Below are 21414 nucleotides of genomic sequence, written 5' to 3'. Positions count from 1 at the left end.
GTGAATATTAAACAGCGCAAAATGTCGTATAACAATTCCCGAAGGGGTTTTATCAAAGGTGTTTCTTGCCTTGGGATAGTACTATTGAATAATAAAGTGACATATGGAATGCTTGAAAGCCCTTCGAGAAAAGTGCCTCTTAGTGGTCATGTGTGGGTTTATGCAAGCAGATTTCCTCCTGACTGGGACTGCACGCCTATTCTTGAACAGGCTTTTGCAGATTTTCAGGCTGCCGGCTTGGAGGGCATGGAATTCATGGAATCCAATCTCCGAAATGATAACATTATTGAACTGGCCGGGGAATTAATCAATAAATATGAAATTCCGGTTACCGGTACCTCATATTACGGGGATATGTGGGATAAGGATCAGCATCAGGAAATTTTTGAAGATCTGGATTTAATCCTTGATCGTCTTCATAAGCTGAATGGAAAAACATTAGGTATAACGGTTGGTGATGCAGGACGTATGAAAACTACTAGTGAGCTTGATGATCAAGGGATTTTGTTACAGAGGATTTTAAAGCTTTCTGAAAAATATAAAATTCAGCCAAACCTTCATAACCACACTTTTGAAGTTGAACATGACCTGTATGATTTTAAAGGAACGATTGAAAGAGTACCGGAATTGAAAATTGGTCCTGATATTAATTGGTTAATAAGAGCAGGTGTGGATCCCATTGCCTTTATTAGAAAATATGGTAATCGCATGGTGTATCTACATATCCGAGATCAGGATGCGAATGGAAATTGGACACGGGCAGTCGGTCAGGGTGTGACCGATTTTACAGGTATAGCCCAAGTTCTTAAAGATGTGGATTTTGATGGACGGGCAGCGATTGAACTTGCATTTGAAGAGCCTTCGCGGGGTTCTGTCAGAGAAGAATGGAAGGAGAGTAGGAACTATGTAAAAAATATTTTTGGATGGTAACTGATTTGAAAAAAAAGGAAAATATAAGTTCACCAAATTTCAGCTTGAAAGCAGAAAAGAAAAATTCTTACGATGCTATTGTAGTGGGTTCAGGAATAACCGGTGGCTGGGCTGCAAAAGAACTTTGTGAAAAGGGGTTGAAAACCTTAGTTCTGGAGAGGGGACGTAACGTTGAACATGTTAAGGATTATCCTACAGCAACGAAAAATCCATGGGATTTTCCCCACAGAGGAAGAGTGCCACTTGAAGTGCAAAAGGAAAATCCAGTAGTCAGCAGCTGTTATGCATTCAATGAAGGGACAGAACATTTTTTTGTTAAAGATAAGGAACATCCATACGAGCAGGTGAAGCCTTTCCATTGGATACGTGGTTATCAGGTGGGAGGAAAATCCCTAATATGGGGTCGTTGGACTCAAAGGTGGAGTGATTTGGATTTTGAGGCCAATGCGAAAGAAGGAATAGCCATAGATTGGCCTATAAGATATAAAGATATTGCTTCCTGGTATTCTTATGTGGAAAAATTTGTGGGAATAAGCGGTAACAAAGATGGTATTCCTCATTTACCAGATGGAGAATTTCAGCCACCGATGGAAATGAATTGTTTGGAGAAACATTTCAAAAAAAGTATTGAAGATAATTACTCCAATAGAATGCTCATTACTTCAAGAACTGCAAATTTAACAAAGGAATTACCTGGAAGAGCACCTTGTCAATACAGAAATCTTTGTGCCAGAGGCTGTCCTTATGGAGCTTATTTCAGCAGTAACTCTTCTACACTTCCTGCTGCTGCGGCAACAAATAACCTTACTCTCCGCAGTCATGCGGTCGTACAATCAGTAATCTATGATGAGAAGAATCAAAAGGCCACGGGAGTAAGGGTAATCGATACTATTACAAAGGAAACGTCGGAATATTATGCAAAAATTATTTTCCTGAATGCAGGAACCATAAATACCACCAGTATACTTCTGAATTCCACTTCGGAAAGATTTCCAAATGGAATGGGCAATGACAGCGGAGCTCTTGGACATTACCTGATGGATCATAATTACCGTGGTGCCTTGGGAGGTTCACATAATGGTTTTCAGGATCAATATTATTTCGGCAGAAAACCTACCGGAGTTTATTTACCCAGGTTTAGAAACGTGGGTAATGATGTCCAAGAAGATTTTCTACGAGGCTTTGCCTTTGCTGCCGGAGGCTCCAGAAGGAGAGGACAGGAAACAGATGCTGCGTTTGGGGCTCCCTTGAAAGAAGCTCTGACAAAACCAGGAGTTTGGGATTTATGGATGACGGGGATGGGTGAATGTTTGCCATATGAAGACAACAAAGTTACGCTTTCCAAAGATAAAGTAGATGAATGGGGTATGCCTATCATTAAGATTGACTTTGAATTCAAAGAAAACGAAATGAGAATGTTGGAGGATATCCTTAGCACCGGGGCTGAAATGCTTGAAACTGCAGGATTTACAAATATTGAAGCAAACGATTCTCATCAGGTACCTGGGCTGGGAATTCACGAGATGGGTACCGCCCGAATGGGAAGGGATTCTCAAACCTCCGTTTTAAATGCACATAACCAGGTTTGGGGAGCAGAAAATGTATTTGTTACAGATGGTGCTTGTATGACCTCAAATGCCTGTCAAAATCCATCTTTGACTTACATGGCTTTAACAGCGAGGGCTGCAGATTACGCTGTAAATGAATTGAAGAAACAAAACTTTTAATTGTAAAAAAACTGGAATGAGTAGAAAAATTTTCCTGATAACTATTTTGATCATGAGCATTTCACTTTTACATGCCGGACAGGGAATGAAACCTGTACCCGTGATCTTTGATTCCGATATGGGCTTTGATTATGATGATGTGGGAGCTTTGGCTGTACTACATGCCCTTTCAGATAATGGAGAGGTAGAGATCCTCGCCACCATTGCCAGTACAAAATACGAAGGTGTTGCTGCAGTAATGGACGTCCTGAATACTTATTACAATAAACCAGATATCCCAATTGGAGTTCCTAAAGGTGATGCTTTGCTTCTAAAGGATCGACAAGGGTGGAGCGATACTTTGATTTCACGATATCCTCACGATATATGGGAAAATAAAGGAGTTCGGGGAGCAGTAGAACTTTATAGAAGAATCCTCGCAAATCAGCCCAATAACAGCGTTACCTTGATTACGGTTGGATTCTTAACAAATATTGCTGGGCTATTACGATCTTCGGCAGATAGATTTTCTCCGCTTTCGGGTAAAGAGCTTATAGATAAGAAGGTTCTTAAAATGGTTAGTATGGCGGGAAAATTTCCGTCCGGATTGGAGTTTAATATAGAAGAAGACGTAGCATCCGCTAGGTATGTGTTCGAGAACTGGAGTAGATCATTGCTCTTTAGTGGGTTTGAGATAGGTAACGAAATAAAGACGGGTCTTTCTCTGGTTCAAAATTCGCGTATTAATAATAATCCTGTAAAAGATGTTTACAGGATAAGTATTCCTCAGGAAAAAAAGGATTCTACGGGTAGAATGAGTTGGGATCAGACGGCGGTGCTTGCTGCCGTTAGGGGACTTGAACCTTACTATAAAGTAAAATCGGGTAGTATAATAATTCGGGATGATGGTAGTAATACATGGAGTCCTATAGGTAGTCAGCAACATCTTATAGCAGATAGACCGGTAGCAGAAGTGCAACAGATCATTGATAATCTTATGATGCAACAACCTTTACATGATGAAAAGCCATTGGTGGTATTTGTTCTGGGAGATCATGAGTATAGCGGTGAAGTTACCATGCCTATAATAGCAAAGGAACTGGAGAAAAATTACGGCATTCGTACAAAAGTTTTAACAGCTTTTCCCGATCAAAATTCGGAGGAGAACATCCCTGGTCTAGAAATTCTTGAAAAGGCAGATCTGGTGGTATTTTTTTTACGCTGGAGAAGACTTCCTGCAGAACAAATTAAATACATAGAAAATTATCTGGAGTCAGGTAAGCCTGTAATGGGCTTACGTACCTCTACTCATGCTTTTAATTATCCTGAAGGTCATGAACTGGAAAAATGGAATGCCTTTGGCGAACTCGCTTTTAATTCGCCACCGGGTTGGGAGAAAAAAGGTCATACTCATTACGGTCACGAATCTACAACGGAAGTTTCCGTTATTCCGGAAGTAAAGGATCATCCAATATTAACAGGAGTAGAAGAGAATTTTCCTGCTAAATCCTGGCTTTATACAGTACTGCCTGATTATCCGCTGAAACCTTCAGAATGGCTCTTGATGGGAAAACCAATTAATCCCGATGATCCGGAAGCAATTAATCATCCCGTTGCCTGGACAGGTATAAATTCCTACGGAGGGAAGTTTTTTATGACGACCTTAGGACATCCGGAGGATTTCAGCGAAATATCTATGCAGAGATTGATTCTGAATGCGGTACATTGGACTTTGGGAAAGCCGGTTCCGAAACAAATGAAGACGGAACTCAATATAAATGTACCTTATAGAGGAATTGAAAATTAGGAGTTCAACATAGAAGAGGAAGTTAATTATACAAGTTGGAAAACAAAGATTATGAAAAGAAGGGAAGCTTTAAAGAATGTAGCGCTTTTATTAGGAGGAACTGTGATTGGCGGTTCGGCTTTTGTTGCCGGTTGTCAGTCGGACCGGAAAAAGGAGTCACAAAGTGACAAAAGCTTGTTTTCAGAAAAAGATATAGAATTTATGAATGAAATAGGAGAAGTTATTATTCCTACAACTGATACTCCGGGTGCGAAAGCTGCGGAGGTGGGAAGTTTTATGGCCATTATGGTTACTGACTGTTATGATGAGGAACAACGGAAGACTTTTGTTAATGGTTTGAACAAAATGAAGAATAATTTTTCCGCTGAATATGGCCATTTTTTTGAAGAAGCAAAACTGGACGAGAGAACGGATTACCTAAACACTCTGGAACTTGAAGTGGAGACTTATTATCGACAAAAAAAAACAGAAGACCCTGAACATTTTTACCGCATGCTAAAGGAGTTGACGCTGTTGGGATATTTCACTTCCGAGGTAGGTGCCACTCAGGCTCTTAATTATATTCAAACTCCCGGAAGCTATAAGGCATGTATACCTTATGAAGAAGGCGAGAAGGCTTGGGCTATAGCATAAGACAGTTCTCTCCATAAATCCGAAATTGATAAACTGTAGGTTATTTTAGATCCGATTTAACCTATTAAATTTTTCATAACAAAGTATTGATGAAATTATTTTTAAAACTTTTTTGTATAGCTGTGTTTTTGATCGCAGGACTTGCCGCTTGTACCTCTGAAAACGACTCCAAAACCTTTACTGGTTCCGGCAGTGAGTGGACAGAATATCTGGGTGGCCCTGGACGTAATCAATATTCAAGCCTAAAGCAAATAAACCCTTCAAACGTTGATCAGTTGGAGGTTGCGTGGGTGTATCATACGAAGGATACCGGACAGGTTCAGTGCAACCCCTTAATGGTGGACGGAATGGTCTTTGGAATGACAGCTACCACCCAACCCTTTGCTGTAGATGCTGCTGCTGGAAAACTTATTTGGAGAAAAGAATCCGAAGGCATGGATAGCTACAGTACCAGTCGAGGACTTTCCTTCTGGGAAGATGGAAATGATAAAAGAATTCTTTATACCAGCGGTCCATGGCTTTATGCTGTGGAAGCTGCTACCGGAAATCCCGTTGAATCCTTCGGTGAAGGAGGACGGGTAAGTTTAAAAGCAGGTCTTGGAGATATTTCTCAGGATAGAATGGTGATCTCCAATACTCCAGGTACGATATATAAAGATATAATTGTAATGCCCTTGAGAGTATCCGAAGGTGCAGGTGCCGCCCTTGGACTTATTCAGGCTTTTAACATTAGAACAGGTGATTTGGAGTGGGTATTTAATACTATTCCTAAACCTGGAGAATTTGGTGCTGATACCTGGCCCGAAGATGTTCGGACAAACAAACTCATAGGAGGTGCCAACAATTGGGCAGGGATGGCGGTAGATATTGAACGCGGAATAATTTATGCACCCACAGGTTCGGCTGCTTTTGATTTTTACGGAGGGAACCGCAGGGGCAAAAATCTTTTTGCTAACAGTTTGATTGCATTGGATGCCGAAACCGGTGAACATATTTGGCACTATCAGTTCGTACACCATGACATTCTGGATCGGGATCTTCCTGCTCCTCCAAACTTACTTACCGTCACCCATGACGGAAAGAAAATTGATGCTGTGGCTCAAACAACGAAGCAAGGTTTTGTTTTTTTATTTAACAGGGAAACAGGAGAACCTTTATTCCCGATTGAGGAACGGCCGATACCTGCTTCAGATATTCCCGGGGAAGAAGCCTGGCCTACCCAGCCTTTCCCTACCAAACCGGCTCCTTATGCTAGACAGACCTTTACTGAAGACGACATCAGCCCCATTGCTTCCAATCGGGAAGAACTCATCGAAACCTTCAGGGACAGCCGTTCCGAAGGACCTTTTACTCCACTTAGCGAAAAGGGTACAATTATTTATCCCGGGCTGGACGGCGGTGCGGAATGGGGAGGCGCAGCAGCTGATCCAAATGGTATTCTCTATGTTAACAGCAATGAAATGGCGTGGCGTATTTCCTTAAACCCTACCATTACTGAAGAAGAATTAGCCGGCCAAACTTTTGGGCAAAGGTTGTACACCATGAATTGTGTGATGTGCCACGGTGAAGACCGAACAGGTAGCCCAGCAAGCGGGTTCCCTTCCTTGGTAAACATCGAATCACGTCGGGATAAAGCGCAGATCAGAAATATTATTGAACACGGTCAGGGAATGATGCCTGCCTTCAATAAATTCTCTGAAGAAGAGATGGATGCCTTGATAGCCTATGTTAACGAAGAGGAGATAGCAGAAGAGATGTCAAAGGAACCGGGAATGGGTAAATCTAAAGAAAATGACAAAATACCTTATCAGATTTCCGGATATGATAAATTCCTTGACGCCGATGGCTTTCCGGCAGTACGACCACCATGGGGTACTTTAAATGCTATTGATCTGAACACTGGGGAGTATTTATGGAAAATCACCTACGGAGAATATCCCGAATTAATGGAAAAAGGAATACCTCAAACAGGAGCCGAAAGTTATGGGGGACCAGTGGTTACAGCCAGCGGGCTTTTATTTATAGCAGGTACCAAGGATGCCAAGATCAGGGCCTATAATAAAGACACAGGAGAATTACTGTGGGAAGCACAGCTCCCATCTGCAGCGTTTGCCACTCCAACTACCTACGAAGTTGAAGGCAGACAATATGTGGTTGTGGCTTGTGGAGGTACTAAATTAGGAGCAGCCGGTGGAGATAGCTATGTCGCTTTCGCGCTTCCCGAAAATTTGATGGCTGGGGAATGAGAAATTATGGAAACCATAAATCTTAGACACAACTTCAGATTTAATTTTATAATTAAAAATTTTTTGATGAAAATAATTCTATTTCTTTTTTCATCCAGCCTCCTGAGTCAGGTTGCCCCCAGAGATACTATTTTGGAGCTTAAAGAAGCGGTGGTAAAGGGCTATCTTTCTACACAACCTTTGTTGCACACTCCCACCTCAGTGGGAATTATAAATGTGAACCGGTTGAGGAGTGAGGCAGATGAAACATTGCTTCCTGCCTTAAATTCTCTTCCGGGAGTGAGGATGGAAGAGCGCTCACCGGGAAGTTATCGGCTTTCCCTCCGTGGAAGCTTACTTCGCTCTCCCTGGGGTGTCCGGAATGTTAAAATTTATATGGATGAATTTCCACTGACCGATGCCGGTGGAAATACCTATCTTAACCTTGTGGATACCAGGAGCATAAACAGAATTGAAGTTCTAAAAGGACCGGACGGAAGCCTTTTCGGCGCGAATTCCGGTGGGGTGGTGCTCATAGATCCAGTTGGAAGTCAACAGGATCATTCGGGTTTGGAACTCGGTCTAAGCGGTGGTTCATATGGTATGTTGCACCAAAACGCTTCCTTACAGTTCCAGGGAGAAGAATCGCAGTTTAATTTAGATCAGGCTTACCTCCGCTCAGACGGGTATCGTGAAAATTCTGCAATGCGCAGGCATTATATTCAGGCTGCAGAGCAATGGAACTATAGTCCCGGCAACGAATTAGAACTTTTCGCTTTTTATGCCGATCTGCAATATGAAACTCCGGGAGGATTAAATGAACAACAGTATGCCGAAGATCCGCGACAGGCAAGACAGGCTGCAGGACCTAATCCGGGAGCAGTCGAACAACAGGCAGGAATATTTAATAAGACCTTGTTTGGGGGAATTTCACATGAAGCACATTTTGGCAGTAATCTGCGTCACGTAGCTTCAGTATTTGGTTCCCTGACAGATTTTGAAAATCCATTTATCACTAATTATGAGGTGCGGGATGAAAGGAACTTTGGAGGGCGTACCTATTTGGAGCTTACCTGGGAAGACACCGGAGTAGAAGCCACCAACTGGAAATGGAACCTTGGGCTGGAATGGCAGCAGTCCCATCATGAAATTGTCAATTATGACAACGAAGGCAACGCCATTCGCGGTGCTTTACAGGCTGCAGACGAGTTCAAAACCAACAGCCATTTTTATTTTACCAGCTTTACGGCTAATTTCTACGACAGGTTTACCGCAGAAGCTGCTGTTAGCCTTAATTTCTATAAGTACAATTTTGAAGCGCTTTCCGCCGGTACAGCTCCTTCCGGGGAAAATGGTTTTTCTCCTCAATGGATGCCACGTTTGAGCCTTTCCTATTTGCTTAATTCAAACCTAGCCTGGAGAGCATCCGTTAGCCGTGGCTATTCTCCCCCGACCACGGCAGAGATTCGTCCTTCCAACCAAATCGTTAACACTGACCTGCAGGCGGAAACAGGCTGGAACTATGAAACGGGATTCCGTTATATGAGCAGGAACAATAGGTTACAGATGGATGCTTCCATTTACTTTTATAAGATGGAGGAAGCCATCGTAAGACGTTTGGATCAGGATGGTGAAGAGTTTTTTACCAACGCAGGAGGCACAGATCAACTGGGGTTTGAATCGTTGATTTCTTATTGGTTTTTAGAACCAGGTGGCGATGGAATTATACAGGGATTGAGAGTGACCAACAGTTATACCCACAATCAGTTTGAATTTAGGAATTATATTCAGGAGCAAGATGATTATTCGGGAAACCGACTTACCGGCGTGCCGCGCAACGTGCTGGTAACAGGAATAGAGCTCCGTTTACCGCACTCGCTTACCTTTACTGCACAGCATAATTTCACAGATGAAATTCCTTTGAATAACGCCAACAGCGTCTATGCCGATAGCTACCATCTGGTACAGGCTAAGTTGATGTGGAGAGCAGTGGTAAATAATGAGCACAGGCTGGAGATATATGCGGGAGTGGACAACCTCCTGAACGAAAAATATAGTCTGGGAAATGATATCAATGCATTTGGAAACCGTTTTTTCAATGCAGCACCCGATAAAAATTATTTTGCTGGAATCACTTTTGGGCTGTAATCCATAAAAAAAAGCAGTGTGAAAAGCTTATGTTAGAGCAGCAGAAATTAACTGAAGATTCAGAAAATATTATAAAATATTGAAGAAAGACAATATAAAATAGATCAATAATTAGAGACATAATTAAATGAGACGAATAATTATCCCGCTAGTATTAATTGCTATTCTCCTTGGAATATTACAGTCGTGCGCCGAATCTGAAGAGTCCAATGGTGCCACAGCCCTCTCCTGGTCCGGCAGCGATTGGAGCGAATATCTTGGGGGTCCCGGCAGGAACCACTATTCAACTCTGAAAGAGATTAACTGCACAAATGTCAGTCAGCTGGAGGTGGTCTGGAAGTACAGCACATTGGACACAGGACAGATCCAGAGTAATCCCTTAATTATTGATGGCGTTCTTTACAGTATGACCGCTACCACAGAACCTTTTGCCCTAAATGCCGCCACTGGGGAGAAATTATGGAGAAAAGATACCGACAGCCTCGACCAATTCAATACCAGCCGCGGACTCGTGTACTGGGAAGACGGAGATGACACGCGCATCCTCTACACCCACGGAGAATGGCTGTACGCAGTGAAAGCCGAAACGGGCGAAGACATTACCTCTTTCGGAGAAGACGGACGTGTTAGCCTCAAATCTGGACTTGGCGAAACAGCCAAAAACAAAATGGTTATTTCCAATACTCCCGGTACGGTGTACAAAGATATTATTATTATGCCTCTGAGGGTTTCTGAAGGGACGGATGCCGCTTTAGGTCACATACAGGCCTTCAATATAAGGACAGGAGAGCTGGAGTGGGTATTCCATACCATCCCTCAACCCGGGGAGTTTGGTTACAACACCTGGCCGGAAAATACTCACCGGAATACGGAAGTGGGCGGTGCCAATAACTGGGCAGGTATGGCCATAGATAAAAAAAGAGGTATAGTATATGCTCCTACCGGCTCAGCTGCTTATGATTTTTACGGGAGTAACCGCGCTGGTAAAAATCTCTTTGCCAGCACCTTGCTGGCACTCGATGCTGCTACTGGAGAACGTATCTGGCATTATCAGTTTGTTCATCATGACATGCTTGACCGTGATCCACCTGCACCACCAAACCTGGTAACCGTAACGCATGAGGGTAAAAAAGTGGATGCCGTAGCACAGGTGACAAAACAGGGCTTTGTATTTTTATTTAACAGGGAAACAGGGAAACCCTTGTTCCCAATTAAAGAAACCCCTGTTCCCGCATCCGATATCCCCGGCGAAAATACCTGGCCTACACAGCCATTTCCCACTAAGCCGGAACCTTTTGCAAGACATACTATTACCGAGGAGGATTTGAGTCCTTATGCAGAGAACAAGGAAGAGTTGCTCCGGATTCTTCGAGAGAGTAATCTAGACGGCCCTTTTACACCTCTTAGCGCTGAAGGAACCCTTGTTTATCCCGGACTCGATGGTGGGGCAGAATGGGGAGGTGCTGCAGCCGATCCAGATGGTATCCTATATGTGAACAGCAGTGAAATGGCCTGGAACATTGGATTGGGACCTTCTGCTTCCGAAGAGGAGCTGTCAAGCCTTTCGGAGGGGCAGCGACTTTACACGCTTAACTGCGTTGCCTGTCATGGATCCGACCTTGAGGGAAACAGTGCGAGTGGTTTTCCCTCCTTGGTTGATATTGCCGATTCCAGGGATAAGGATTATGTAGCAAATATTATTGAACACGGAAAAAACATGATGCCGGCTTTTAAAAATTTTTCTGATGAAGAAATGGACGCTCTTCTAGCTTACATTTACGGAGATGAGGAGGAAGTAGATTTTTCCAAAGAACCTGGATTGGCAGATTCCAGTCTGAATGTGACCTACACCATCAACAAATTCGGCAAATTTCTTGACAGTAATGGCTATCCTGCCATTCGTCCACCCTGGGGTACCTTGAATGCGATTGATCTGAATACAGGGGAGTATGTTTGGACAGTACCTTTTGGAACTTACCCTGAGCTTATGGAGCAGGGTTACCCCGTAACTGGTGCAGAAAGTTATGGCGGTCCCGTCGTAACGGCAAGTGGCCTGCTCTTTATCGCGGCCACTAAGGATAAAAAGTTCAGGGTTTACGATAAGAAAACAGGAGAGCAGCTTTGGGAAACCGAACTTCCTGCTGCCGGTTTCGCCACGCCGAGTACCTATGAAGTAGACGGAAAGCAGTACGTAGTCATCGCCTGCGGAGGTAGCAAACTCGATGCCGAAGGGGGAGACAGCTATGTAGCTTTCGCCTTGCCAAAAAGAAATGAAGAAAATGGAAATTCAGAAGATGATTAGGATTTTTCAGCTAAATAATTGTCTTGACTAAATTTAATATTTGTATTAACGTCTTTTAACAACAACTAAATCTTCTAAACCAGAAATCATGAATAAAACATTAAACAAGAACGCCCTCTTCTGGGGGAGTTGCTTTGCCCTCATCACCACCGGCTTTACCTTTTCTATAAGGGCAGGAATATTACCTCAACTAGGTGCGGAATTTGGTCTATCTGCCGAACAACTCGGATTTATAAATTCCATGTGGTTCCTGGGATTCCCTCTTTCCATGGTCATCGGGGGATTGGTTTATCACATTGTTGGTCCTAAAACTATTATGACAGTAGCTTTTATAGCTCATACTTTGGGTATAATACTTACTATATACGCGGGAGGATATACAGCTTTGCTAATTTCCACTCTTTTAATCGGTATTGGTAACGGATGTACCGAAGCTGCCTGTAATCCCATGATTGCAGATATGTACTCAGGAGTGAAAATGAATAAAATGCTGAACAGGTTCCATATGTGGTTTCCGGGAGGAATTTTTCTTGGTGCCCTTATCTCAAAGTTCATGACAGATTTTAATTTCTCCTGGGAAGCACAAATGTGGTTCATTATGATACCAGCCATTATTTATGCCTTTTTATTTTTTGGAAAAGCCTTTCCGAAACCAAAAGTGGAGGGAGCTACTTCTATTGCGTCAAACTTTAAAGCGATGCTCAGCCCGTTATATATATTCTTAATAGTCTGTATGGCCCTTACTGCGATCACAGAGTTTGGACCTGGTCAATGGATAGAAATTATTCTGGGAAGCAGTGGAGCAGACCCTATGCTGATCTTAGCCCTTACCGCTGGATTAGTGGCCGTGCTCAGGTTTTTTGCCGGGCCTGTTGTGGCTAAATTAGGTCAAACCGGGGTTTTGCTTGGAGGTGCGATTTTTGCGGCAATAGGTATTTATATGTTCAGTGTAATAACTGGTCCTATGGCATATGTGGCAGCCATTGTTTATGCCATTGGGTATGCTTATTTCTGGCCGGTTATGGTTGGGGCTGTCGCACAGCGGGTTCCTTTAAGCAGCGCCTTGGGCATGTCTATTATTGGTGCAGTAGGCATGTTCTCTACAGCTATTTTTCAGCCCATTATAGGAAGCTGGATTGATGGCTCTATTACAGATTATAAAAGTCAAGGACTCACGGAAACTGAACTGGAATTGGCAGCTGGTCAGGAAACTTTGGAAAAAATGATCTCCTTCCCTGCAATTTTGATCGTGCTCTTCATCATCCTGTTTATTTGGCAGAAGAATTCCAAGAGAACAAAAGAAATGGTAGCGGAGTAGCTATTATTAAATTTAATGCTTATCCCTAAAGGCACCTATAATTCGTTCCATCTTTTTGTCGTCCCTGCAACTAAGAAGCGTTCTAAAGTTTGTTGACCAAAGTACCTTCCATTAAACTTATAGCAAAATTCATTGAAGTAGTTTTGAAAGTTATCATCTATTCTGTGATGGATGTCCAAAAGTAATCGCTTTGCATTGCTGATTGCTTTGTGGACTATGGCAGTATTTTATTTACATTGGCCTTGTCTACTTTGTGGCTGTATGTTCAATGGTGCCGCTGTTTTTTTGTAAGATTGGTAATCATAGGATAACACATGAGCGCCTTTGGGCACTCCTGTTCCTATCCCCCTTATTCATGTAAATTTAGGTAGTTAAATGGATAAGCATTTTAAATTTTTCTATGAAAGGGTGGTTTTAGAGAAGATCACACTTTTTATTGATCCTTGTAAACAGGGAAATGAAAATGGCCCCAATCAGAAAAGATAAAAAACCATAAAGAGTTATTGGTTACCATACCCGATTGATAGGGGAAGGAGTGCCTTTTTCTGATCGTGGTGCTTCTACAGACTGGCTTGACGAAATAACACGTATTCCTTTTTCTCATGTACACAACCTTGCCTTTAGGGGAGGGAATGCAAAAACAAATTATATCGCTACGGCAGGTTATCGATCTCTTGAAGGAATTATGCTAAAATCAAATCAGATCGGGCTGAACGGACGAATTGACGTTAATCATAACATGTTTGATGATAAACTGAAATTCAATGTGGGCATCCTGTACAGAAAATACAGTAACAGCCAGGGATATGATGCTTCCGAAGTCTACCAAGATGCCCTTAGCCGTAATCCGACAGAGCCTACCAAAAATCCGGACGGGACATGGTATGAAAGACCGGACATCATCTATTATGAAAACCCCCTTGCACAGATCCACGAATCAGAAGGTGAAAATGTCAATTCCACTACGCGTCTCAATGCGAGTGTATCTTATTTTCCAATCGAGGATCTTCATATAAAAGGACTTGTTTCTCAGGAGAATCACTACAATATTAGTGGTTATTCTGAGACCTTTAACCACATTTCCAATATTAGGGATAATAGAAGAGGTTATGCAACACGGAACACTAGTACAGGTACAGACTTTTTAACAGAACTAACCGCTACCTACGATAAGAAAATCAACTTACACAAGTTTTCAGTGCTTGGAGGCTACAGTTATCAGGAAGGATCAACGGAAGGCTTCCTTATGGATAACTATGATTTTCCAACTGATGTTTTTTCGTACCACAATATGGCTTGGGGAGATGCCCTTAATGCAGGTCGTGCCAATATGAGCAGCTATAAATCTACATGGAACCTTATCGGATTCTTTTCGAGAGTAACCTATAACTATGATAACAAATATCTTTTTATGGGAAGTTTTAGACATGAAGCCTCTTCCAAGTTCCTCGGTGCAGAAGAGCCATGGGGCAGCTTTCCTGCAGTTTCTGTGGGATGGAGAATCAACAGGGAACAATTCATGGAAGATTTCAATTTCATAGATGACCTTAAGCTAAGAGCCGGTTACGGTGTGACAGGTACAGCACCCGAGGCGTCCTTTTTAGGTGTGGCACGATTGGGTTTCTCGGATTACTTCTTTCAGAACGGAGAATGGGTGCCTGCCCTCCAGCCGGTAAGTAACCCCAATCCTTACCTTCGATGGGAAGAGAAACATGAAACCAATATCGGACTTGACTTCTCTTTCCTTAACGGAAGAATGGGTGGTAGTATGGACTACTATGTAAGAAGAACCAACGGCCTCCTTTACGATTATCCGGTGCCTTCTCCTCCAAACCTTTACGACATTACCACAGCGAATGTGGGTAAGATGGAGAACAAGGGATTTGAGGCTATTGTAAATGTGATTCCTGTTCAGGGAGAGGATTTCCAATGGAATACGAGTATGAATTTCTCCACCAATCAGAACAAGCTTGTAAGCCTTCAGAATGAACTTTATACCCTTACCAACAATTTTTTCGATGTTGGACACTACGATGATGCAGGTCTTCAAAGTCACAGGGTCCAGGTAGGAGAGTCTATTGGAAATCACTTTGGTTTTAAAGTAGTTGATGTTTCAGAAGAAGGAGAGTGGATCTATGAAACTCCATCAGGAGAAAGAGTACCTTATGACGAGTTCGAGCGTAGAGAGGAAGACAAGCAGATACTCGGTAACGGTTTGCCTACTTACTTTGCAGGTTGGAACAATAATTTCCGTTATAAAAATTGGGATCTGAGTATCAGCATGAGAGGTGCCTTTGATTTTCAGATCATGAACACGCAACGTCTTTTCTATGAGAACCCGACCCTTACAATATTCAATCAGCTGGAGTCTGCTCATGAACCGGTATTTGGAAAGGCTAAATTAACAGTGCCACAGGAGGCGAACAGTTATTACCTTGAGGACGGGGATTACTGGAAAATTGACAATATTACATTAGGTTACAATTTGGGTACGACCGGGATAAAATATATCAAAAGTGCCCGTGTCTATGTTTCCTCTTTGAATACCTTCACTATTACCGGATATTCCGGTATTGATCCGGAGGTAAACAGGATTGGACTCGCACCTGGTATTGATGATCGAAACAAATATCCTAGCACCCGTACTTTGACAATCGGAGTTAACCTGAAATTCTAACTCAAAAAAAAGCTAAAATGAAAAATTATAGAATAATATTTAAAAGTTTTACTCTTTTTGTGGGAATTATGTTTTTACTGGTTTCCTGCACTAAACTTGAAGATGAGAATTTTGGAGATATCATTGCCTCGGAGTTTACTCCGGAGAAGAGTGATTTGGCATCTTTGGTAGGACCTGCTTACACCAACTGGCGTACTTTGATGATGAATGAGACAGGTCTTTTCTACCTTCAGGAACTTACTGCCGACGCAGTGGTTATTCCTGCCCGTCCTAACGGTTGGGTGGACGACGGGCTCTACAGAAGACCTCACCTGCATCAATGGACAACTCAGGATGCTTATGTTAACACTGTTTGGAGCTCAGCATATGGTGGAATTACCAATACTAACAGAATCCTATATCAGATCGAGTCTGATATCATTCCAATGGAAGAAGGAAAAGAGGCTCTTATTGCAGAACTTAAAGTGCTTAGGGCATCTTATTATTATGTTTTGATAGATGCCTTTGGGAGTGTACCCATTGTTGAGCAGTTTGATCTGCCGGAAGGATTCCTTCCTGAACAGAGCAGCCGTCAGGAAGCCTACGATTTTATAGTTCAGGAAATCACCGAAGCCCTTCCTGATTTAAGAGAGGAATCTGATCTTACCATGTACGGGCGTTTTAATAAATGGGGTGCTTATGCCTTATTGGCCAAGGTGTACCTCAATGCAGAAGTTTATACCGGAGAAGCTAATTGGGATGGAGTTATTTCCGCTACCAGTGCCATCATAGAATCAGGGAATTACGCACTTGATCCCAACCCAGAAGATCCTTTTATTACAGAAAACCAAAATTCTGAAGAGATCATTTTTGCTATCCCTTATGATGAGAACTATGCTGAAGGTTACGACGATGGTTTTATGATGCACCTGATTTCCCTTCATCCCGCCAATCAGGCAACCTTCAACATTGCTACTTCCCCATGGGGCGGTTCTGCTGCCGTTCCACAGTTTATTGATACATATGATGAAGACGACGAGAGACTGGCAAAAGATTGGCTTCAAGGTCAACAGTATTCCTCTAACGGAGAGCCTCTTATGGGTACTATGGATATGGAAGGAGAGCCTCTGGTCTTTGTGAATGATATTCCGAGTATATATTCTTCTTCAGAAGCTTCAGGATATCGGCTTGCAAAATACGAATACAAGCAAGGACTTCAGGAGAGCATGAGTAATGATGTCCCTTTATTGCGTTATTCTGATGTTCTGATGATGAAAGCCGAAGCTCTTCTTAGAACGGGCAATCCTGATGAAGCGGCCCTTTTGGTTACTCATGTAAGGGAAAGAAGCTTTACCGACAATCCTGAGAAAGCAACGGTAACCGGTAGTGAATTGCTTGAGGGAAGTACTTACGACTACGGAGTAAGGGATGAATTTAACGATATGTACACTCAAGAAGGTGGCGATGATATACAGTTCGGAAGATTTCTCGACGAGTTAGGCTGGGAATTCAGCCAGGAAGGCCGCCGCAGACAGGATCTTATCCGTTTTGGAATATTTACCGAAAAATCTTGGTTTTCCCATCAGCCAAATGGGGAATTTAGAAGTTTATTCCCAATTCCACAACAGGAACTGAACACCAATCCAAATTTAGTCCAGAACAGAGGGTATTAGTATTCTTCTTGACGATTTCCGATTCGAGACGCATTGAGTTTCATGTACTAAATAAAGAGCGGTGTAGAAATTCTACACCGCTCTTTATTTAGTATTAAACTTTCGACTGAGATTCTTTTCCCATATTTGTTCTTAATCAGCAAAATAAGCTTTAGGAGAAATTCCAAAGGAATGTTTGAAAATTTTATAGAATTGAGAGTAGCTGCCGAATCCGACCATATAACAGGCTTCGCTTATGCTAAAACTGGGATTTTGTTTAATGCAATCCAAAAACTGCTCCAGTTTTAATTTGTTTTTATAATCAACAATACTTGAGCCTATTTGTTCATTAAATAATCTACTCAACCTGGAGGAACTAACTCCGCATTTAATGGCCAAATCAGTTAATCCAAAATCTTCTTCAGGGAAAGCTTTCAATAAAGCTATCGCTTTTTCCACAGCTGGGTTTAAAGCTTTATTTTTTTCTTCTGCTCCTTCTGTGAGGAAAATATGCCATCCAACAGTCATTAGATATGTTAAACCGGCATTTAATAAGATGGGATCTGAATGGAGATATGGCGAGTTATCTTTATATCCGAATGCCTGGCCAGCATAGTAATAAGCCGGAGAAAGAATATTTTTATTATTTAATTCACACAAGGATTGACAGGTTTTTTCTAATTTCTCAATTGAAGAAAGTGAAACACGTCGGCAAAAAGATCCTTCAGGATTTTGCTCTGAGAGCATATGATATTTTTCTTGTAAATATTGATTTTTCTTAAAAAGGTCTTCTTTAAAAACCACCACATACATCTCAAAATTGGAGTCCGTTTTAGTTAATTGGTGTTCCTGCCCCGGAAAAAGCCACACAATATTTCCAGGAGTTAATTTATAACGTTGCTCTGACAGGATATATTCAGCACAGCCTTTAATGATGATATTCATTTCGAGCTCCTTATGCCTGTGAGGGTTTCTCATTCCTACTTTATGTGTTTTAGAGTCATAAAGGAATACGAATCCCTGATGGTTTTCTTCTATTTTATGTTCTTCTACCATAATTTTTTGTCCCTGTATCATATTGAATAAATTATAATCACTCTTTGATTAAAAATGAAATATATCTTACTTGAAGAAAAACTAACTTACAAAAAATATTCAATATAACGTTTTCGTAAAAATATTAATCTCATGAAAATTACTGTCGAAGAAAAGAAAAAGTTTGAAGAGGATGGCTATATCATTGTGCGCAATCTCTTTTCAAAAGAGGAGATTGGTGCCCTGAGTAAGAAGGCGCATAACGATCGAAAGTTGAACAAAGCTGCCTCTTCCATGGATGATGGAAAGGGAAATGCCGTACGCCTTTCTCTGTGGAACCACCCCGGAAACGGGCTTTACGGGATGTTTTCCCGGTCCAAAAGATTGGTGGACCGGGTAGAGGATCTCCTGGGAGGGGAAGTATACCATTACCACTCCAAGATTGTGCTTAAGGATGCCAAGGTAGGAGGCGCCTGGACATGGCATCAGGATTATGGATATTGGTATCAAAATGGGCTACTCTTCCCAGACCTTCTAAGTGTGATGATTGCTGTAGATAAGGCAACGAGAGAAAACGGATGCCTTCAGGTGATCCCTGGTTCACATAAAATGGGTCGTGTAAATCATATTTTAAGTGGGGATCAGGCCGGTGCCGATATGGAGCGGGTTGATGAAGCACTCAAGATCCAGGAGAAGGTATACTGCGAAATGGTACCTGGTGACGCCCTCTTCTTCCATTCGAACACCCTGCACGCTTCCGATGCCAATAATTCAGAGAATTCCCGTTGGACAATGATATGCGCCTATAACAAAGCTTCTAATAATCCATACAAGGAATCCCACCATCCTTCCTATACTAAGCTCCACAAGGTGGAGGATGATATGATCCTGAAGGTGGCAGCCAGGGATTCTGAAAATTCGGAGGTCGAATTTGCCGATCTCTCTTCGGAAGACAAGAGTGCCAAAAGCCTGGATTAGAATGATATGGAAATTTAAATTTTAAAATTATAAAACAATGAAATTAGGAATTATTAATAGTGCCTTTGCTCAGGCAGGGGTTGATACTAAAACAGGTTTGGAGCACATCGCCAGGATGGGCTTTGATACAGTTGATATTTTTCCCGAACCAATGACTATAGATCAGGAAGAAATAAATCTCATTAAAAATATTTGCAGTAAAGAAGATCTTCCAATTGTATCTGTTGTAGTAATAGCATTCGGACTTGTAGATTTTAATGAACCGGTGAGACAATTTCATGAAAAAAGAGTGAAAAAGGCTGTTGATCTTGCTAAAGAATTTGGTGCCAATAACGTCCTGTTAGTTTTGGGTGAATATATTTGGCAAAAAGAGGTAATTCCTCCTGAGGCTCAATGGGAATGGGGAGTACAGCATGTAAGGAATATTGGAGAATATGCTGCTGAACATGGAATAGAAATAGCCCTGGAGCTGGAACCATTCAGACTTAGCCTGCTAAACACGGTACCTAAAATGGCACAATTCATTGATGAATGCGGGCTGCCTAACATTAAAGCCAACATAGACATAAGCCATTTGGTGCTTGCGGATTCCTCTCCGGCAGAACTATCCCTACTTAAAGGAAAAGCTGCTCATGTACACATTAGTGATTGTGACGGGATGGTACATGGAGATCTTCCACCGGGCAGAGGGGTGGTGAAATTCGCTCCTTATCTTCAAGCTATAAAAGAGCTGAATTTTAATGGTTCTGTTTCATTGGAACTGGAATATTCCCCAGACCCTTCAAAAATAGTGGAATGGGTAGAAGAAGCCTACGAAGCTACCAATGAACTTATGCAGCAGGTAGGGCTAAGAAGTTGATGCATATCCTCTGTCTAATAAAAAATCATATCATATAAATGAGTAAAGAGAACGACGGCTATGGTTTGAGTGCTGAAAAGTCAGCTAAAGAAATAAAACCTCCCAAATTAAATTATTTACCACGAAAACCTAAATCATACAATCCAAAGATAGGCCTTATTGGTACTGGTGGAATCAGCGATTATCATTTAAAAAATTATAAAGCTTTTGGCCTAAAGGTAGTGGCTATTTCAAACCGTACTCCTTCAAAAGCAGCAGCATTAAGAGATAAATACTATCCTGATGCCGAAGTTTATGAAGATTATAAAAAGCTGCTGGAAAGGGAAGATATAGAGGTGGTGGACATAACGCCACATCCTATGGACAGATTACCCATTCTAAAAGAAGCTCTCCGATCAAAAAAACATGTTTTAAGTCAGAAGCCATTTGTACTCGATCTTAAAGAAGGAGAAGAGTTGGTGAAGTTGGCAAAGGAAAACAATGTAAAAATTGCTGTAAACCAAAATGGAAGGTGGGCACCACATTTTAGCTATATGCGAGAGGCAATAGATGCCGGTATTATTGGAAGACCGGTTTCGGTGGATTTTTCCCTGCAGTGGGATCAAACCTGGATCACAGGGAATCCTGCGTTTGAAAATATCCACCACATGGTTCTCTTTGATTTTGCTATTCATTGGTTCGATATTACGGCCTCCTTCATGAAGAAATACACACCGAAAAATGTCTATGCTTCAGTTGTGAAATATGATGAGCAGCAGTATTCTCCTCCTGCTCTTGCTTCCTGTATAATTAATTATGAACAATCCCAGGTAAGGATGGCCTTTAATGCTCATACGGTTCTGGGAGAAGAAGATGTCACCACTATAGTTGGCACCAAAGGAACTATCAGGAGTAGGGGGCCGGGTTTAAACGACCAACCTCTAATTGAGCTTTATGTGGAAGGTGGTGCGGTGAAGATACCTCTTGAAGGCTCCTGGTTTGAGAATGGATTTAAAGGTACAATGGGAGAATTATTATGCGCAATTGAAGAAGACAGGGAGCCACTTAATAGTGCAGAAGACAATTTAAATAGCTTAAGACTATGTTTTGGTGCTCTGGAAAGCGCAAATAAAAATAAAATTATAGTGCCGGGAAAGGTTAACAAGATAAGTTAAAAACCTATGCA

General features: G+C 41.9%; 14 protein-coding genes and 1 pseudogene. 13 read left to right on the top strand and 2 right to left on the bottom strand.

Features of this window, described 5'->3' with window-relative positions; genetic code table 11:
• Positions 1 to 21: 21 nt before the first annotated feature.
• The 8 genes from L1967_RS01880 (at position 22) to L1967_RS01845 (ending at position 13069) form a co-directional block, all read left to right on the top strand.
• Positions 22 to 930 (top strand): sugar phosphate isomerase/epimerase family protein, encoded by a 909-nt coding sequence (locus tag L1967_RS01880; protein ID WP_249600019.1) that lies wholly within the window; start codon positions 22 to 24, stop codon positions 928 to 930.
• Positions 924 to 2657, top strand: coding sequence for a GMC oxidoreductase (locus L1967_RS01875; protein WP_249600018.1), 1734 nt, complete (start codon positions 924 to 926; stop codon positions 2655 to 2657). The genes L1967_RS01880 and L1967_RS01875 overlap by 7 nt, the downstream gene beginning before the upstream one ends.
• Positions 2658 to 2673: 16 nt before the next feature.
• The gene (locus L1967_RS01870; protein ID WP_249600017.1) at positions 2674 to 4443 is read left to right on the top strand and encodes a ThuA domain-containing protein; all 1770 of its coding nucleotides are present in this window, start codon (positions 2674 to 2676) and stop codon (positions 4441 to 4443) included.
• 51 nt (positions 4444 to 4494) lie between these two features.
• Complete coding sequence (locus L1967_RS01865; RefSeq protein ID WP_249600016.1) at positions 4495 to 5076, top strand: gluconate 2-dehydrogenase subunit 3 family protein; 582 nt, start codon at positions 4495 to 4497, stop codon at positions 5074 to 5076.
• Between the two features lie 89 nt (positions 5077 to 5165).
• Complete coding sequence (locus tag L1967_RS01860) at positions 5166 to 7322, top strand: outer membrane protein assembly factor BamB family protein (RefSeq protein ID WP_249600015.1); 2157 nt, start codon at positions 5166 to 5168, stop codon at positions 7320 to 7322.
• Between the two features lie 66 nt (positions 7323 to 7388).
• Positions 7389 to 9449 (top strand): TonB-dependent receptor, encoded by a 2061-nt coding sequence (locus L1967_RS01855; RefSeq protein WP_249600014.1) that lies wholly within the window; start codon positions 7389 to 7391, stop codon positions 9447 to 9449.
• 127 nt (positions 9450 to 9576) lie between these two features.
• A complete protein-coding gene (locus L1967_RS01850) occupies positions 9577 to 11751 on the top strand; it encodes an outer membrane protein assembly factor BamB family protein (protein WP_262917402.1) in 2175 nt (724 codons plus the stop codon).
• Positions 11752 to 11839: 88 nt separating this feature from the next.
• Positions 11840 to 13069, top strand: a complete 1230-nt coding sequence (locus tag L1967_RS01845; protein WP_249600012.1) for an MFS transporter — start codon at positions 11840 to 11842, stop codon at positions 13067 to 13069.
• A 35-nt stretch (positions 13070 to 13104) separates the two neighbouring features.
• Here L1967_RS01845 and L1967_RS01840 read toward each other — a convergent pair.
• Positions 13105 to 13319: pseudogene (locus L1967_RS01840) on the bottom strand (IS1595-like element ISNia2 family transposase); the annotation flags it as partial.
• A gap of 270 nt (positions 13320 to 13589) precedes the next feature.
• On the opposite strand from L1967_RS01840, the gene L1967_RS01835 reads away from it, so the two are divergent.
• Both L1967_RS01835 and L1967_RS01830 read left to right on the top strand, forming a co-directional pair.
• Positions 13590 to 15746 carry a SusC/RagA family TonB-linked outer membrane protein gene (locus tag L1967_RS01835; RefSeq protein WP_249600011.1) on the top strand — a complete coding sequence of 719 codons (2157 nt, stop codon included), beginning with the start codon at positions 13590 to 13592 and terminating at the stop codon, positions 15744 to 15746.
• Between the two features lie 17 nt (positions 15747 to 15763).
• Complete coding sequence (locus tag L1967_RS01830; protein WP_249600010.1) at positions 15764 to 17398, top strand: RagB/SusD family nutrient uptake outer membrane protein; 1635 nt, start codon at positions 15764 to 15766, stop codon at positions 17396 to 17398.
• 132 nt (positions 17399 to 17530) lie between these two features.
• Here the strand turns inward: L1967_RS01830 and L1967_RS01825 are convergent, their stop codons facing one another.
• Positions 17531 to 18355, bottom strand: coding sequence for an AraC family transcriptional regulator (locus L1967_RS01825; protein WP_262917404.1), 825 nt, complete (start codon positions 18353 to 18355; stop codon positions 17531 to 17533).
• 210 nt (positions 18356 to 18565) lie between these two features.
• Here L1967_RS01825 and L1967_RS01820 point away from each other — a divergent pair, with 210 nt between their 5' ends.
• From L1967_RS01820 to L1967_RS01810, 3 genes are read left to right on the top strand one after another with little or no spacing between them, the layout of a single operon-like run.
• Complete coding sequence (locus L1967_RS01820; protein WP_249600008.1) at positions 18566 to 19390, top strand: phytanoyl-CoA dioxygenase family protein; 825 nt, start codon at positions 18566 to 18568, stop codon at positions 19388 to 19390.
• A 37-nt stretch (positions 19391 to 19427) separates the two neighbouring features.
• Entirely contained in the window at positions 19428 to 20249 is an 822-nt protein-coding gene (locus L1967_RS01815; RefSeq protein WP_249600007.1) for a sugar phosphate isomerase/epimerase family protein, read from the top strand.
• 38 nt (positions 20250 to 20287) lie between these two features.
• The gene (locus L1967_RS01810; RefSeq protein WP_249600006.1) at positions 20288 to 21403 is read left to right on the top strand and encodes a Gfo/Idh/MocA family protein; all 1116 of its coding nucleotides are present in this window, start codon (positions 20288 to 20290) and stop codon (positions 21401 to 21403) included.
• Positions 21404 to 21414: the final 11 nt, after the last annotated feature.

The sequence above is a fragment of the Zunongwangia pacifica genome, assembly GCF_023499215.1.
GTDB lineage: Bacteria > Bacteroidota > Bacteroidia > Flavobacteriales > Flavobacteriaceae > Zunongwangia > Zunongwangia pacifica.
The sequence above is the reverse complement of the archived record's forward strand: the minus strand, read 5'-3'. Positions and strand labels throughout refer to the sequence as shown.